The organism is Pseudoxanthomonas sacheonensis (assembly GCF_010093305.1).
GTDB lineage: Bacteria > Pseudomonadota > Gammaproteobacteria > Xanthomonadales > Xanthomonadaceae > Pseudoxanthomonas_A > Pseudoxanthomonas_A sacheonensis.
In genome coordinates this window covers 54,284-68,531 of sequence record NZ_PDWS01000008.1, presented here as the reverse complement: position 1 = coordinate 68,531, position 14,248 = coordinate 54,284, and the positions used below count along the sequence as shown (strand labels likewise).

Sequence of the window (14,248 nt, the reverse complement as noted above, 5' to 3'; positions counted from 1 at the left end):
TGGACTGCGGCAAGGATTGTCCCCGGGACACACCATAACCCCCGGAAACCAATAGTTGTTGTTGCACCGCACACTCTGTTACGGTTTTTTTGACCAGCGGTGTCATTTTACTTCTGGAAAGCATCTCGAGGTGACAAAACCCGATTAGTTTCATCGCTAAAAGCCGCCATAGAGCGATACATGTGCCCTTGAGGAGGGGAACCCATGCAAACTCGCAACAACCGCCGGAAGACACCGGTTACCGTGCTCGCGCTGTCGATCGCATTCGCGCTGCAGGCCAATGCCCTGTCCGCAATCGCACAAGAAGCCAGCCCGGCCGATACCACCGCCGCACCCACCACATCCGAATCCGAGGATGTGGACACGCTGGGCACCATCACCGTCACAGGTTACAGGGCCAGCCTTGAAAAGGCCCTGGACATCAAACGCGGCGAAGCCGGCGTGGTGGATGCCATCGTCGCCGAGGACATCGGCAAGTTCCCCGACCTCAATCTGGCCGAATCTCTGCAGCGCATTCCCGGCGTGGTCATCACCCGCGATGCCGGCGAAGGACGCAACATCTCCGTCCGTGGCCTGGGCCCGCAGTTCACCCGCGTGCGCATCAATGGCATGGAAGCCCTGACCACGGTGGGCGCCACCGACCAGTCCGGCGGCTCCAACCGCAATCGCAACTTCGATTTCAACGTGTTCGCTTCGGACCTGTTCTCGCAGCTCATCGTGCGCAAGACCGCACAGGCCGACACCGACGAAGGCTCGCTGGGCGCCACGGTCGATCTGCGCACCGCGCGCCCGTTCGACTACGAGGGCTTCACCTTCGCCGCCAGCGGCCAGGCCAGCCATAACGACATGGCCGGCGAGACCGATCCGCGCATGGCCGCACTGATCGCCAACACCTGGGCGGACGGCAAGTTCGGCGCGCTGTTGTCGGTGGCCTATTCCGAACGCCAGTTGCTGGAGGAAGGCAGCGGCAGCGGCCGCTGGGCGAACGGCCCGAGCAACAACGGCTTCGCCCGCTGCGCCGCCGGCGCCAACCCGGCCCCGCTGTTCCCGGCCGCATGCGCCGCCGACGTCTACCATCCCCGCTTCCCGCGCTACACGCTGATGGAGCACGACCAGAAACGCACAGGTCTTACGGCATCGCTGCAGTTCAAGCCGACCGACCGCACCCAATTCTCGCTGGATGCGCTGTATTCGAAGATCGACGCTACCCGCGACGAGAAGTACATCGAAGCCATCTCCTTCAGCCGCGGCGCCTCGCAGGGCGGCAAGCCGCAGACTCTCGTGCGCGACGGCGTGATAGAGAACGGCGCGCTGGTCTACGGCCTGTTCGACGACGTCGACGTGCGCTCGGAAAGCCGCCACGACGAATGGAACACCGTGTTCAAGCAGATCGGCCTGGAGGGCGAACACAGTTTCACCGACAACTTCAAGATCAGCGGCAAGGTCGGCACCTCGACGTCGGACCACGAGAATCCGATCCAGACGACGATCATCATGGACAAGCTGAACGTAGACAACTACAGCTACGACTACCGCAACGACCCGTTCAAACCGGTCATCAACTACGGCATCGACCCCACCAGCGGCACCGGCTGGACGCTGGCCGAAATCCGCATCCGTCCGCAATACGTGGAGAACGATTTCGATGTCGCCCAGTTGGATTTCAACTGGAACATCAGCTCGGGCTTCCGCCTGAAGGGCGGCGTGCAGGCCAAGGATTATTCGTTCTCCACCCGCGAACTGCGCCGCGCCTCCGAGGTGTCGGTGCCGAACTTCACCGATGGCACCCGCATCGTGCCTTCCGACCTGACCGAACAGGCCAGCCTGAGCGGCATCAACGGCTCGCCCGGCACCTGGGTGATTCCCGACTACCAGGGCGTCGCCGATTTCTTCGACATCTACAGCAACAGCGGCACCTTCGCGCTCACCCAGCGTGCGGTCAACACCCGCAGCGTGGATGAGGAAGACCGCGGCGTTTACCTGATGGGCGAGTTCTCCGCCGATCTGGGCTCCATTCCGCTGTCGGGCAACTTCGGCGTGCGCTACGTGCGCACCAAGCAAAGCTCCACCGGCATCGCCACCGCCAGCGGTGCGCCTGTGGCCACCACGGTGTCGCGCGAATACAGCGACACGCTGCCGTCGATGAATCTGGTGGCGGAGGTCGCGCCGGACTTCCTGATCCGTCTGGGTGCGGCCAAGGTGATGGCGCGCCCCGATCTCGGCTTCCTGACCCCGGGCGTCACCGTCAACGTCAGCGGCGGCGCGCGCACGGTCAGCGGCGGCAATCCGAACCTGGACCCGTTCCGCGCCACGACCGTGGACCTGGGCTTCGAGTGGTACTTCGATGAAGGCGCCATGCTTGGCCTGGGCCTGTTCTACAAGGACGTCGACAGCTACATCCAGACCACGCGCGTGGTGCAGCCCTACTCGGCCAGCGGACTGCCGGCCAGCCTGCTGGACGGCACCGGCGCATCGGTCACCGACGACTTCACCTTCACCGTACCGCTCAACACGCCAGGCGGCGAACTGCAGGGCCTGGAAGCCAACTACACCCAGCCGTTCTCTTTCCTGCCGGGCAAGTGGGCCAATCTTGGCGTGCAGTTGAACTACACCTATGTGGATTCGAAGATCCAGTACATCAACGCCGCTGGCGCCAATGTGCTGAAAACCGATCTGCTCAACCTGTCCAAGCACTCCTGGAACGCCACGCTGTTCTATGAAGGCAAGCGCTTGTCCGGCCGCATCTCGGCCACCAACCGCGATGATTACCTGTTGCAGGCGCCGGGTACCGAAGCCGGATTCAACCTGGACGGCGTGCATGGCCAGACCGGCACCACGACGGTGGACGCCTCGGTGCGCTGGAAGATCAACGACAAGTTGGAGCTGAGCCTGGAAGGCATCAACCTGACCAACGAGGCACAGGAGTCCTGGGTGTCCAACCCCGCCGTCACGCTTCCGCTGGACTACAGCGAAACCGGCCGCCAGTACCTGCTGGGCCTGCGCTACAAGTTCTGATCGCGGAAACCTCGGTCCCGGGCGCGCATCGCGCCCGGGACCGCTTGTCCGGCGGATATCGCTCCGCAACTCGCCAATCCCGTAAATGTACTGTGATCCTCGAGGGGGAACGCAATGCGCCACAAGCATGCAATCCGAAAGACACCGGTTACCATCCTGGCCGCATCCGTCGCCATGGCGCTGACGGCACCCGCCTTCGCGCAACAGGCAGGCAGCGCCGACACCGGACGCCTTACCGAGCTGGACAAGGTCACCGTCACCGGCTATCGCGAAAGCCTCAAGAAATCGCTGGACGAAAAGCGCTACAGCGTCGAGCAGGTGGACGCCATCTTCGCCGAGGACATCGGCAAGTTCCCCGACCAGAATCTGGCCGAGTCGTTGCAGCGCGTAGCCGGCGTATCCATAGACCGCGAAGGCGGCGAAGGCCAGCGCATCTCCATCCGCGGCCTGGGTTCGGACTTCACGCGCGTGCGGCTCAATGGCCTGGAAGCGCTCTCCACGGCCGGCACCGGCAGCGCAGGCGTCAATCGCAGCCGCGGATTCGATTTCAATACTTTCGCTTCGGAGCTTTTCAGCCAGGTCAAGGTCAACAAAACCCAGTCCGCGCAGATGGACGAGGGTTCGCTGGGCTCCACGGTCGATTTGCGCGGTTCGCGGCCCTTCGACTTCGATGGCTTCCAGGCTTCGGTCAGCGGCCAGATGGGCTACAGCGAGCAATCGGAGCAATCCGACCCGCGCGTCTCCGGCCTGATCAGCGACACCTGGGCCGACGGGCGCTTCGGCGCATTGCTCTCCGTCGCCTACAGCAAGCGCAACGTGTCCGAGGAAGGCTACAACCCGGTGCGCTGGGAGCACGGCAACCACCGCAACTCCCATCAGAGCACCGCCGCCAACAACGGCACCTATGGCTTCTGCAGTCCCGTGGGCTACAACCCGCAGACGCCGCGCAACCGGCTGCCCAACGAAACCCCCGCGGGCACCGGCAGCCAGGCCAACCAGGACCGCAACAACGGCTGGGGCAGCTACGGCATCGACGCCAACAACTGCGGCACCGGCCTGCCGCGCCCGGCCAATACGCCGGAGAACATCCAAGCGTACGAAACCGCGACCAATGCCTGGATTCCGCGCTATCCGCGCTACATCCGCACCGCGCACGAGATCGAGCGGCTGGGCGTGACGACGGCGCTGCAATTCAAGGTATCGGACAACACCGTGCTCAGCTTCGACGGCATGTACTCCAAGCTGGACAAGGACCAGCGCGAGGATTCGGTGGGCGCCAACCTGCACCGCGCAGCCAATCTGGGCGGCAAGACCCAGATCGTCGTGCGCGAGGCGCAGGTCGACGACATGAACCGGCTGGTCTATGGAGTGTTCGACAATGTCGACTTCCGCACCGAATCCACCCAGATCGAAGAATCGACCGAGTTCCAGCAGTACAGCCTCAATCTCGCCTACAACGGCGAAGACGTGCGGGTGGACGCCACCGTCGGGCATTCGTCTTCCGATTACTCCCGTCCGGTTTTCTCCCTGGTCAGTTTCGACAACCAGAACCAGGACGGCTTCGTGCTGGATATGCGCAACAGTTCGAGCATGCCCAGCATGACCTTCCCGTTCGCGCTGAACGACCCGAACGCATGGTCGTGGCTGGGTTACGGCGCCGTGCCGGTCAACAGCAACGGTACCGCGCGCGGCTCCAACATCAGCGAAGTGCGCCTCAACCCGCAGTACGTCGACAACGCATTCGACACCGCCAAGGTGGATCTTGAATTCGTCATCAATCCCACTTTCACCTTCAGCACCGGCCTGGCGTACAAGGACTACGACATGTCCTCGGAAGAATACCGCCACATCAGCTACGGACGCCTGGCGCAGGCGTTGCCGGCGGGAGTAACCGTAGCCGACCTGAGCACCACGCTGTCCGGATTCGGCAGCGGACTGGACGGCGACGTGCCCAGCGGCTGGTTGATTCCCGACTTCGACAGCATCGCGGATCTGCTGGGCATCAACTGCAATTGCGATACGGGGCTGGCCGGCGGCGACTACCGCCTGTCCAGCGTCGGCCATTTCGGCGCTTCCAACAACAATTTCGAGGTCAATGAAAAAAGCTTCGGCACTTACTTCCAGCTGGATTTCAACACCGACCTGTTCGACCGCGCGTTCCGCGGCAACCTGGGCGTGCGTTACGTCAGCACGCAGATCGAAGCGTCGGGTTATGCGCCCTGCGCGGCCAGCAACGGGGCTAACAATTCGGACGCCTGCGAAACGTTCTTCGGCGTGGCCAGCGCCACCAGCGCCGCCGGCAACCGCTTGCTGGTGCGCAGCGAAGTCGACCACAGCTATACGGACGTATTGCCTTCGCTCAACCTGGCCTGGGATGTGGCCGAGAATCTGGTGCTGCGCTTTGGCGCGGCCAAGACCATGGCGCGCCCCGCACTGACTTATCTGTCGCCCGGCGTGAGCGGCGGTCCGACCGGCTACTTCGACGATGGCCGCGTGTTCTCGATCAACCTGGGCAACCCCAAGCTGGAGCCTTTCCGCTCGACCAACTACGACCTGAGCGCGGAGTGGTATTTCCAGGAAGGCGGCCTGCTGTCGGCGGCGGTGTTCTACAAGGACATCGAGAGCTACATCCAGCGCACCCGCCTGCTGACCACCTGGGGCGACATGGGCTACTCGCTGGACCTGCTGCCGGCCGGCTTCACCGCCGACACGCTGTTCAACGTGCAGAGCTATTTCAATACGCCGGGCGGCCCACTGAAGGGTTATGAGCTCACCTACCAGCAGCCGTTCGCCTTCCTGCCCGGCTTCTGGCGCAACTTCGGCGTGCAGTTCAACTACACGCACGTCGAATCCGAGATCAAATACCTGTTCAGCACCGCCGCCAACAGCAACGCCACGGTGGTCACCAGCTTCGCCGAGAACGACCTGGTCAACCTTTCGCCCAATTCCTACAACGCCACGCTTTATTACGACGACGGAAAATTCAGTGCGCGCGTCTCCACCAGCTACCGCGACGGCTACATAAGCGAAGTCCTTACCCGCGAGAACGTCTGGGACCTGGACGACAACGAGCTGATCACCGCCGATGTAACCGGCAAGCACAGCGTCAGGAACGTGGACTTCAACATGTCCTACCAGGTCAACAAGAACCTGAGCCTGACCTTCGAGGCGATCAATCTTCTGGATACGCCCGACGAGCGCTACGTGGATTCCGAGTTGAAACTGGCGGACCGCTACACCGTCACCGGCCAGCAGTACTATCTTGGTGCGCGCTATCGCTTCTGAGCATGGCCGCGCCGTGCGTAGCGGTGGGGAAGCGTGGCTTTCCGGCCGCCGCACGGCGTGGATGCTGCTTGCGTTGCTGGCAGCCGCACCGGCAGCCATCGGTCGCGCGCCCATCACTGTCTCGACCGACGGCCACGGCGATTACCGTTCGGTGCAGGCGGCCGTGGACGCCGCGGTCGCCAGCGGCGCGGCGGCCACCATCCGCATCCGGGCCGGCAACTACCGCGAAGTCGTCGACATTCCCGCGGGCGCACCACCGTTGCACCTGCTCGGCGACGACGTGCGCAATACCCTCATCGTCTTCGACAACCATGCCTCGCGCCGCAATCCGCAGACCGGACAGCCCTTCGGCACCTCCGGCTCGGCCACCGTGTTCGTACGTGCGGATGATTTCATCGCCGAGCGGCTCACCTTCGCCAACGATGCCGGCCCGGTGGGACAGGCCGTCGCCGTAGCGGTGATCGGCACGCGCGTCGCCTTCCGCGACGTGCGTTTCCTGGGCCGCCAGGACACGCTGTACACGCAGGGCAAGAGCGGTCTTTCCTACTTCCGCGACTGCTACATCGAAGACACCGTGGATTTCGTGTTCGGCGCCGGCACCGCACTGTTCGAGAACTGCGAACTGCATTCGGTGGGCGATGGCTATGTGACTGCGGCGGCGACACCGGAGGGCGCGGCTTACGGTTACGTATTCCGGAGCTGCCGCCTGACCGCCGCACCCGGCGTGAAGCGGGTCTATCTGGGCCGTCCCTGGCGCGAGCATGCACAAGTGGCCATCCTCGACAGCCAGCTGGGCACGCATATCGCCCCCGAAGGGTGGCACGACTGGGGTAAGCCGGAACGCCAGAACACCGCGATCTATATCGAGGCAGGCAACACCGGCTCTGGTGCGGCCAACGCGCGGCGCGTGCCGTGGTCGCGCCAGCTGCAACAAGTTCCGGTGGACGCATTCGACCGCACACGCATCCTGGGCGCTTGGGAACCCTTCGAATGAAACCTTGGTCAAGCCTGTTGCTGGTTCTGTTCTGGCTGTCGTCCCCGGCAGTAGCGGACGAAATACGCACCGATCCAGTGGCCGAGAACATGCTGTTGCTACAGACCGCCTCGGGAGGCTGGTCCAAGCATTTCGACGGCAAGGCGGTGGACTACGAACGCAGCTACCCGCCTGCCGAAATCGACGCCCTGAAATCGGCCGACCGGCACGACGGTGCCACCATCGACAACAAAGCGACCACCCGCGAGATCCGATATCTGGCTGATGCGTACCGGAAGACAGGCAACTCCGCTTACCTGGAAGCCAGTCGGCGTGGCGTGACGTACCTGCTGGCCGCCCAGTACGCCAATGGCGGCTGGCCCCAGTACTACCCGGATCGCTCGCTATACCGCCACCAGATCACTTTCAACGACGATGCCATGGTGCGGGTGCTGGATCTGCTGCAGGACGTGGCCGAAGGACGTGGCGCGCTTTCCGTGCTGATGTCCGAGTTCGGCCTGCGCGCGCAACAGGCGATCGCTCGCGGCATCGACTGCATTCTGGCCACGCAGGTACGGATCGACGGCAAGCCGACGATCTGGGCCGCGCAGTACGACGAGACGACCCTGCAACCCGCGAAGGCGCGTACCTACGAATTGCCATCGCTGGCGGTAGCCGAATCGGTGGGAGTGATGCGCTACCTGATGCGCCAGCCACGGCCCACGCCGGCGCTGATCCACGCTGTCGACGCCGCCGCGCAATGGCTGGACCTGCATCGCCTGCCCGACGCCGCCATGCGCAAAGTAGAGGCTCCCGGCGAGGAAACCGGCAGGGATGTGCTGATCCAGGCGCAGCCCGGCGCTTCACTTTGGGCCCGTTTCTACGACCTGCGCAGGCAGCAGCCGATGTTCGTCAATCGCCAGGGGCAACAGGTCGCCCGCTTCGCCGACATACCCAACGAACGCCGGGTCGGCTATGCCTGGTATGGCGTCTGGCCGGAGAAACTGCTGAGCCAGGATTTGCCGCGCTGGCGGAAATCCATTGCGCCGTCGCCGGCGCACGACGCGCCCTGACGTACCGAGCAGAGGGCCGCCCGCACCGACGCGTCCGTCCCATTCCTGGCATGCGGCGGAGGGCTCAGGGAATCAGCTGTCCACGCAGCGACGGCACGGCGCGCGCGAGCTCGTCGGCGACGATGGCGGCGAACAGATCGGCGCCTTCCGGGCCGACATGGGTGTAATCGAACGCGAGCTTGGCCTGCCCCATCGGTTCGACCGCGGCATTGGACTGCACAGATGCCTGTGCGGTCGCGCCCGGCTGCGCACCTTGCTGTGCCGGCATGCCGATCGTGGTGCCATTCCGCGCCGCGCTGACCTGCTCCGGCGCAGGCGGCCGCTGCGCGGTGCGCATCGCCAACACCGGCCCCATGCCCTGCACCAAGGCTTGGCTGCGCGCGTACAAATCCACCAGCGGCACATCGAGTTCGACGGCGACCTTGCGCGTGGCTTCCGCCCATGGCTCAAGGTCGTGCAACAGTTTCCCGCCCGCGAACTGGCGCCGCGTCAGCGGCGTCACCAGCACGGGCTGTGCGCCCGCCGCACGGATCTCGCGCACGTAGCGGCGCAGGTTTTCGGGAAACTCCGTCGCCAGGTCGGTGGAGCGCCCGGGCTTGCCGGGCTGATCGTTGTGGCCGAACTGCACCAGCACGTAGATGGACTCGTAGGGCCCCTTCCGCATCTCGTGCAGCGCAATCTCCCAGGAGCCCTCGGCTCGGTAGTTGTAGCTGCTGCGTCCGCCGCGCGCCAGATTGACGCAGGCCAGGAACGAGGTCGCGTGCTGCGCGCAAAAACTGGGTCCCCAGCCGCCCTGCACGGCGGTGGTGGAATCGCCGACCAGCACGATCTTGCTGGCCCGGATGGGCTTGGCCGGTGGGCGCGATACCGTTTCCTGCGCCGATGCGGACAACACGGGCATCAGCGCAATGGCGGCGGCAAGTACGAACCTGAATTTCATGAAAGCTCCATGGCTGACGCTACATCGTTCCGCGCTGAACGAAGGGCACGCGTTCGTAGAGCCTGCGCTCGCCGCCGCGCGGATCGTTTTCAAGGCGCGACGGCAGATCGAACAGCAGGGTCTGGCGCCGCTGCAGGGAATAGGGCGCCCAATGCGGAATGCCGACATGGTTGGGGTCGCCATGGCGCGCGAGCGCCAATAGCGCGTCGCTCATCTGATCGGCCACTCGCTGCGCATCGGCGCCCGTGCCGGTACGCGACCCGGGCTGGGCGACGTTGTCGAACACCAGCGGAATATCCAGCGTATGCATGGCCCCGTACTTGCCGCCGTCCAACGGCGAACCCCAATCGAGCTGGTAGGCCCAGGTCGGTGCGCCCTGCCTGGCGCGCGCTTCGGCTTCGATGATGGCACCGCGCCAGGAACGGCCGGCCGTGGTCGCAGCGAAGAACACGTCCGAAGGCGAATAATCCGGATACAGACGCCGATATTCGGCGATGACCACTTCGGGCGACAGATCGACGTACTGCTGTTCCTGCAGCTTCTTCGGCAATCGCCCCCAGGTCAGCGAGAAATTGTCCGCATCGCCGCCCAGGAAGGCGCGCGTCTCGTCATGGGTGTTGCCGATGATCATCGGGATGCGCGCCGATTGCGCGGGCGCGTCGGGATAGAACGGATGGCGTCGCAGAGTGCGCGAATCGAGCACCGGTCCCAGGTACAGGCTGGAGTCCTCGACGCGCGAAGGATCGCGCAGCTTGCTCGCTTCCAATATGCGTTGCGTGGGCAGGGTCGCAATGCTGGCGACATCGGCACCGATTCCAAGCGCATCCAGCAGCAAGCGCGCCCGCTGCGTAGCCGCACGCGGGCCGGCGGCCGTGACCTGCTGACCGCTCATGGTCATGGCGCGATGGAACAGCCCCTGCGCCGCCGGCATCGCCATCAGCGTGGCGATCTTGGCGCCGCCGCCGGACTGGCCGAACACGGTGACATTGCCGGCATCGCCGCCGAATTCGGCCGCGTGTCGTCGCACCCACTGCAATGCCTGCACCAGATCCAGCTGGCCGACGTTGCCGGAATGCGCGTACTCCGGCCCTGCGAGTTCGGCCAGATACAGATACCCGAAGGCATTGAGGCGATGATTGACCGTGACCACCACCACATCGCCGCGACGGCACAGATTCACGCCGTCATACAGCGGACTGCTGCCCGAACCGTTGTTGTAGCCGCCGCCATGGATGTAGAACAGGATCGGCCGCCCGCCGCCATCGCGCAGGCCCGGCGTGCAGATGTTGAGGAACAGGCAATCCTCGCTGCCGGGGCCGTCACTGCCGTTCTGCGGCGCGCTCGCGCCATGCTGCGTAGCATCGCGCGGTCCGCGCCAGGCGGATTCCTGCAACGCGGGCCTGAACCGTCGCGGCGCGGTATCCGCGCCGTAGGGAATGCCCTTGAATACATGCACGCCATGATCGCGATAGCCGGCGATACGACCGCCGCGCGTTCTGGCCAGCGTTGCCGCTTCCCCTGCCACGGCCAGCGACAGCGGCACGCTTGCCGCTGCGCCGATCAACGCGGCCTGCTGCAGAAAGGCCCTTCGATCCGCGTCCATACGGTTTACTTCAGCGGTTCGCGCCGTTGCAGCGGTTTCAGCGGTTCCATCGTGCCCAGATCCCAATCGGCTTCGACGAAGGCCTGGCGGGTTTCTTTCTGCTTGGGATAGCCGCCCACTTCGCTTTCGTTGTCGATGATGGCGCCGCGTCCTTCGATGGTGTCGGCCACGATGCGACGATCGACATCGTCGCGATCCCAGGGCCGCGCGCCCGCGTTGGCGATCACCGCGTCCTGCACCTGCGCCGAAGCCAGCACGTTCACGCCGAACGGCAGCTCCGGCGCGCGCTTGAGCGCATTCACCTTGACCGGTGCGCTGGTGTAACTGCCCTCGGCGTCGATCCTGTGCCGGCCCACACGGTCGACCAGCAGGTTGTCCTGGGCGAACAGATCGATATCGCCTGAACCGCCGATCATGAAGAACGCCAGATCCTGGGTGGAAGGCCCGGCGCGCATCACGTTTCCGCGCAGCACCATCTGCCCGGTTTCGTAATCGTGCCCCTGCCATTCTTCGGCGATCAGGTTGTAATGCGCCGCGCGCTGGCCGGGGTTGTAGATCAGGTTGTTGATCACCTGCCCGCGCACGCCGCCCTTGAACAGCGGATTGCGTTCGTAGTTGTGCGCGTACAGGTTGCCGACGATGAGGATGTCGCGCACATGGTCGTGGATCAGCGAACCCTTGGAGTGCTCGCCTTTGGCGTGGGTGGAATGGGCCAGGCCTTCGGCGATGATGTTGTTGCTGAAGGTGATGCGATGCGAAGTCGCCGCGGCGTTTTCTTCCGGATCGTTGCCGGCGAAGCGCTTGCCTGAGGCAGACAGGTTTTCGTCGGTGGCCCAGGTCAGCGTGCAATGGTCGACGATCACGTCGTGCGCGCCCACCGTGGAGATGGCGTCGAAATCCAGGCCGGCCATGCGCGCCGCGCCGGTGGAGCCGGGACGCACGCGGATGTGGCGCACGATGACGTTGCTGGCGGCTATGTCGATGCCGCCGCGGATCAAGGTGATGCCGGGCGAAGGCGCGGTCTGGCCGGCAATGGTCAGGTCCGGTTCGACGATGCGCAGGGTCTTGGCGCCCAGGTCGATGACGCCGCCCACTTCGAACACCACGATGCGCGGCCCTTTGCTGTTGACCGCTTCTGCGAACGAGCCGGGGCCGTCGCCGGACAGCGTGGTGACGCGGAGGATCTTGCCGCCCCGGCCGCCGGTGGCTTGCGCCGCCCAACCCTGGGCGCCAGGGAAGGCCAGCGGCGCATCGGCGGCGGCGGCGAGCGGCGTAAGCAGGGAAATGGCGATCGCGGCGACGGCCAAGGGGCGGCACAAAGCCAAGCGGATGGCGCGGGTGGACTTCATTCGGCTCCCTCCCAGGAGTGGACAGGTTATCGCGCGCCGTTCGGCTTTGCGGCGGTGCGTATTGTAAATGACACCGGTTTACCATATACAAGCCACCGACCCTGCTGTCCATCGGCAGTGCAACAAAACAAGACCATTGGGAGAGGCCGCTTGACTACCGGCGACAGCGTTATGGAGACACCCGGATCTCAGGATCTGGCGAAAATCGCCGGCAGCTTCGTCGAAGCGCGGGCACGGGGGGCGTCATTGCCCGATTTCCCCGGCAGCATCCCTGCCGACCTGGTTACTGCCTATCAAGTGCAGGATCTGGCGATTGCGCTCTGGCCGGACCGTGTGGTCGGCTGGAAAGTCGGCTTCATCGCCGCCGAACGGCGCGACAGCTCCGGCGACGACCGCCTGCTGGGTCCCATCTTCTCGGCGGGACTTCTGGATGCTACCGGTGGCAATGTAGGGTTTCCGGTGTTCGCTGGCGGCTTTGCAGCGGTCGAGGCAGAGTACGTATTGCGTCTGCAGGCGGATGCGCCGGGCGACAAAACCGACTGGACGCCTGCGGAAGCCGCTGCCCTGCCCGCCACGCTGCATATCGGCGTCGAAATCGCCAGCAGTCCTCTGGCGACCATCAATATTCTGGGGCCGCGTGTGGTCGTTTCCGATTTCGGCAACAACAATGGACTGATCCTGGGGCGGGAGATTCCTGGATGGCTGGCGATACCCGAAGCCGAACTCACTTGCCATACCTTCATCGAAGAGCGTCTGGTGGGTAGCGGCGGCGCAACCACTCTGCCCGGCGGATTGCGGGCGGCGTACGCGTTCGCGTTGTCGCGTTCGGCCAAACGCGGCCGCCCGCTCAAAGCCGGCGACCTTATCGCCACCGGCAATGCGACCGGCATCCACGACATCGCCGTGGGACAGTCGGCGCGCATCAGCTTCGCCGGCTTCGGCGATATCGCCTGTCGCGCGCACGCAGCCGGGCCTGCCGATGCGAATGAGACCAGGGGCCGGCAGGCATGATCGATCGCCGCAGGTTCCTGGCCACCGGCATTGGCGCCGGTATCGCCGCGTTGACGGCGGGCAGCAAGCCGGCCAGCGCCGCCAGCGCTTCGCAGCAGTTGCTGCGCGCGGCGGACGTCCATGTGGACGGCTATCCGACCGTGGAAGCGGTGCGCTGGATCGGCCGCTACCTGAGCGAGCGGACCGATGGACGCTTGAATACGCTGGTCTACCATTCCGGACAACTGGGCCGGGAAACGGTCACCGTCGACCTGGTGCGCTTCAACGCGCTGGCGCTGACGCGCGTGTACCTGGCCACGATGAACGACTCCGTGCCCGCCACCCGCATCCTGTCGCTGCCGTTCCTGATCGACTCGACGCCGCACCTGCGGCGCACGCTGGACGGCGCGCTGGGAAAATCGTTGCTGGGCAGTTTCGAGCGCCGCGATCTGGTGGGGCTGGCCTTCTACGATTCGGGCTCGCGCAGCATCTACAACACCAAGCGGCCGATCCATACCCCCGACGATCTGCGCGGCCTCAAGCTGCGCGTACCGGTGTCGGAGATATTCGTGCGTCTTATCCACGCACTGGGCGCCAATGCGACTCCATTGCCGTATGGCGAAGTTTTCTCTGCACTGCAGACGCATCTGATCGATGGCGCCGAGAACAACATCAAGAGCTTCCATTCGAGTCGGCAGTTCGAAGCGGCGCATTACTGGTCCGAGTCCCAGCACACCTTCACGCCCGACGTACTGCTGATGTCGCGCACCGCCTACGAGCGGATGGCGCCCAAGGACCGCGACCTGATCCGCGAAGCGGCGGCGGCTTCGGTGCCGTACGCGCGCGGCTTGTGGGACAGTTCGGAGAACAAGGCGCGCGAAGCGATCATCGCCGGCGGCGTCAAGGTCAATGCCGTGGACCGCGAAGCCATGCGCGCCGCCACTGACGGCATCACCCGCGAATACTTGCGCGAACCCCAGCTGGCGCGCCTCTACGAATACGTGCGCGCCTCGGCGTGAC

General features: G+C 64.8%; 9 protein-coding genes. 6 read left to right on the top strand and 3 right to left on the bottom strand.

Annotation, left to right across the window (positions count from 1 at the left end):
• Positions 1–204: 204 nt before the first annotated feature.
• The 4 genes from CSC73_RS08895 to pelA all read left to right on the top strand — a co-directional run bounded on the left by CSC73_RS08895 (position 205) and on the right by pelA (position 8,346).
• The gene (locus CSC73_RS08895; RefSeq protein WP_163840085.1) at positions 205–3,015 is read left to right on the top strand and encodes a TonB-dependent receptor; all 2,811 of its coding nucleotides are present in this window, start codon (positions 205–207) and stop codon (positions 3,013–3,015) included.
• Positions 3,016–3,189: 174 nt separating this feature from the next.
• Entirely contained in the window at positions 3,190–6,300 is a 3,111-nt protein-coding gene (locus tag CSC73_RS08890) for a TonB-dependent receptor (protein ID WP_246197451.1), read from the top strand.
• On the top strand, positions 6,281–7,294 hold the full coding sequence (locus tag CSC73_RS08885; RefSeq protein ID WP_246197470.1) for a pectinesterase family protein: 1,014 nt from the start codon (positions 6,281–6,283) through the stop codon (positions 7,292–7,294). The genes CSC73_RS08890 and CSC73_RS08885 overlap by 20 nt, the downstream gene beginning before the upstream one ends.
• Positions 7,291–8,346, top strand: coding sequence for a pectate lyase (gene pelA, locus CSC73_RS08880; RefSeq protein WP_163840083.1), 1,056 nt, complete (start codon positions 7,291–7,293; stop codon positions 8,344–8,346). The genes CSC73_RS08885 and pelA overlap by 4 nt, the downstream gene beginning before the upstream one ends.
• Before the next feature lie 64 nt (positions 8,347–8,410).
• Here pelA and CSC73_RS08875 read toward each other — a convergent pair whose 3' ends face one another.
• From CSC73_RS08875 to CSC73_RS08865, 3 genes are read right to left on the bottom strand one after another with little or no spacing between them, the layout of a single operon-like run.
• On the bottom strand, positions 8,411–9,286 hold the full coding sequence (locus CSC73_RS08875) for a rhamnogalacturonan acetylesterase (RefSeq protein WP_163840082.1): 876 nt from the start codon (positions 9,284–9,286) through the stop codon (positions 8,411–8,413).
• Positions 9,287–9,305: 19 nt separating this feature from the next.
• Complete coding sequence (locus CSC73_RS08870) at positions 9,306–10,889, bottom strand: carboxylesterase/lipase family protein (RefSeq protein ID WP_163840081.1); 1,584 nt, start codon at positions 10,887–10,889, stop codon at positions 9,306–9,308.
• 5 nt (positions 10,890–10,894) lie between these two features.
• Positions 10,895–12,238 (bottom strand): pectate lyase family protein, encoded by a 1,344-nt coding sequence (locus CSC73_RS08865; RefSeq protein ID WP_163840080.1) that lies wholly within the window; start codon positions 12,236–12,238, stop codon positions 10,895–10,897.
• 171 nt (positions 12,239–12,409) lie between these two features.
• On the opposite strand from CSC73_RS08865, the gene CSC73_RS08860 reads away from it, so the two are divergent.
• Both CSC73_RS08860 and CSC73_RS08855 read left to right on the top strand, forming a co-directional pair.
• Entirely contained in the window at positions 12,410–13,249 is an 840-nt protein-coding gene (locus tag CSC73_RS08860; RefSeq protein WP_163840154.1) for a 2-keto-4-pentenoate hydratase, read from the top strand.
• Positions 13,246–14,247 (top strand): TRAP transporter substrate-binding protein, encoded by a 1,002-nt coding sequence (locus tag CSC73_RS08855; protein ID WP_163840079.1) that lies wholly within the window; start codon positions 13,246–13,248, stop codon positions 14,245–14,247. The genes CSC73_RS08860 and CSC73_RS08855 overlap by 4 nt, the downstream gene beginning before the upstream one ends.
• Position 14,248 lies beyond the last annotated feature (1 nt).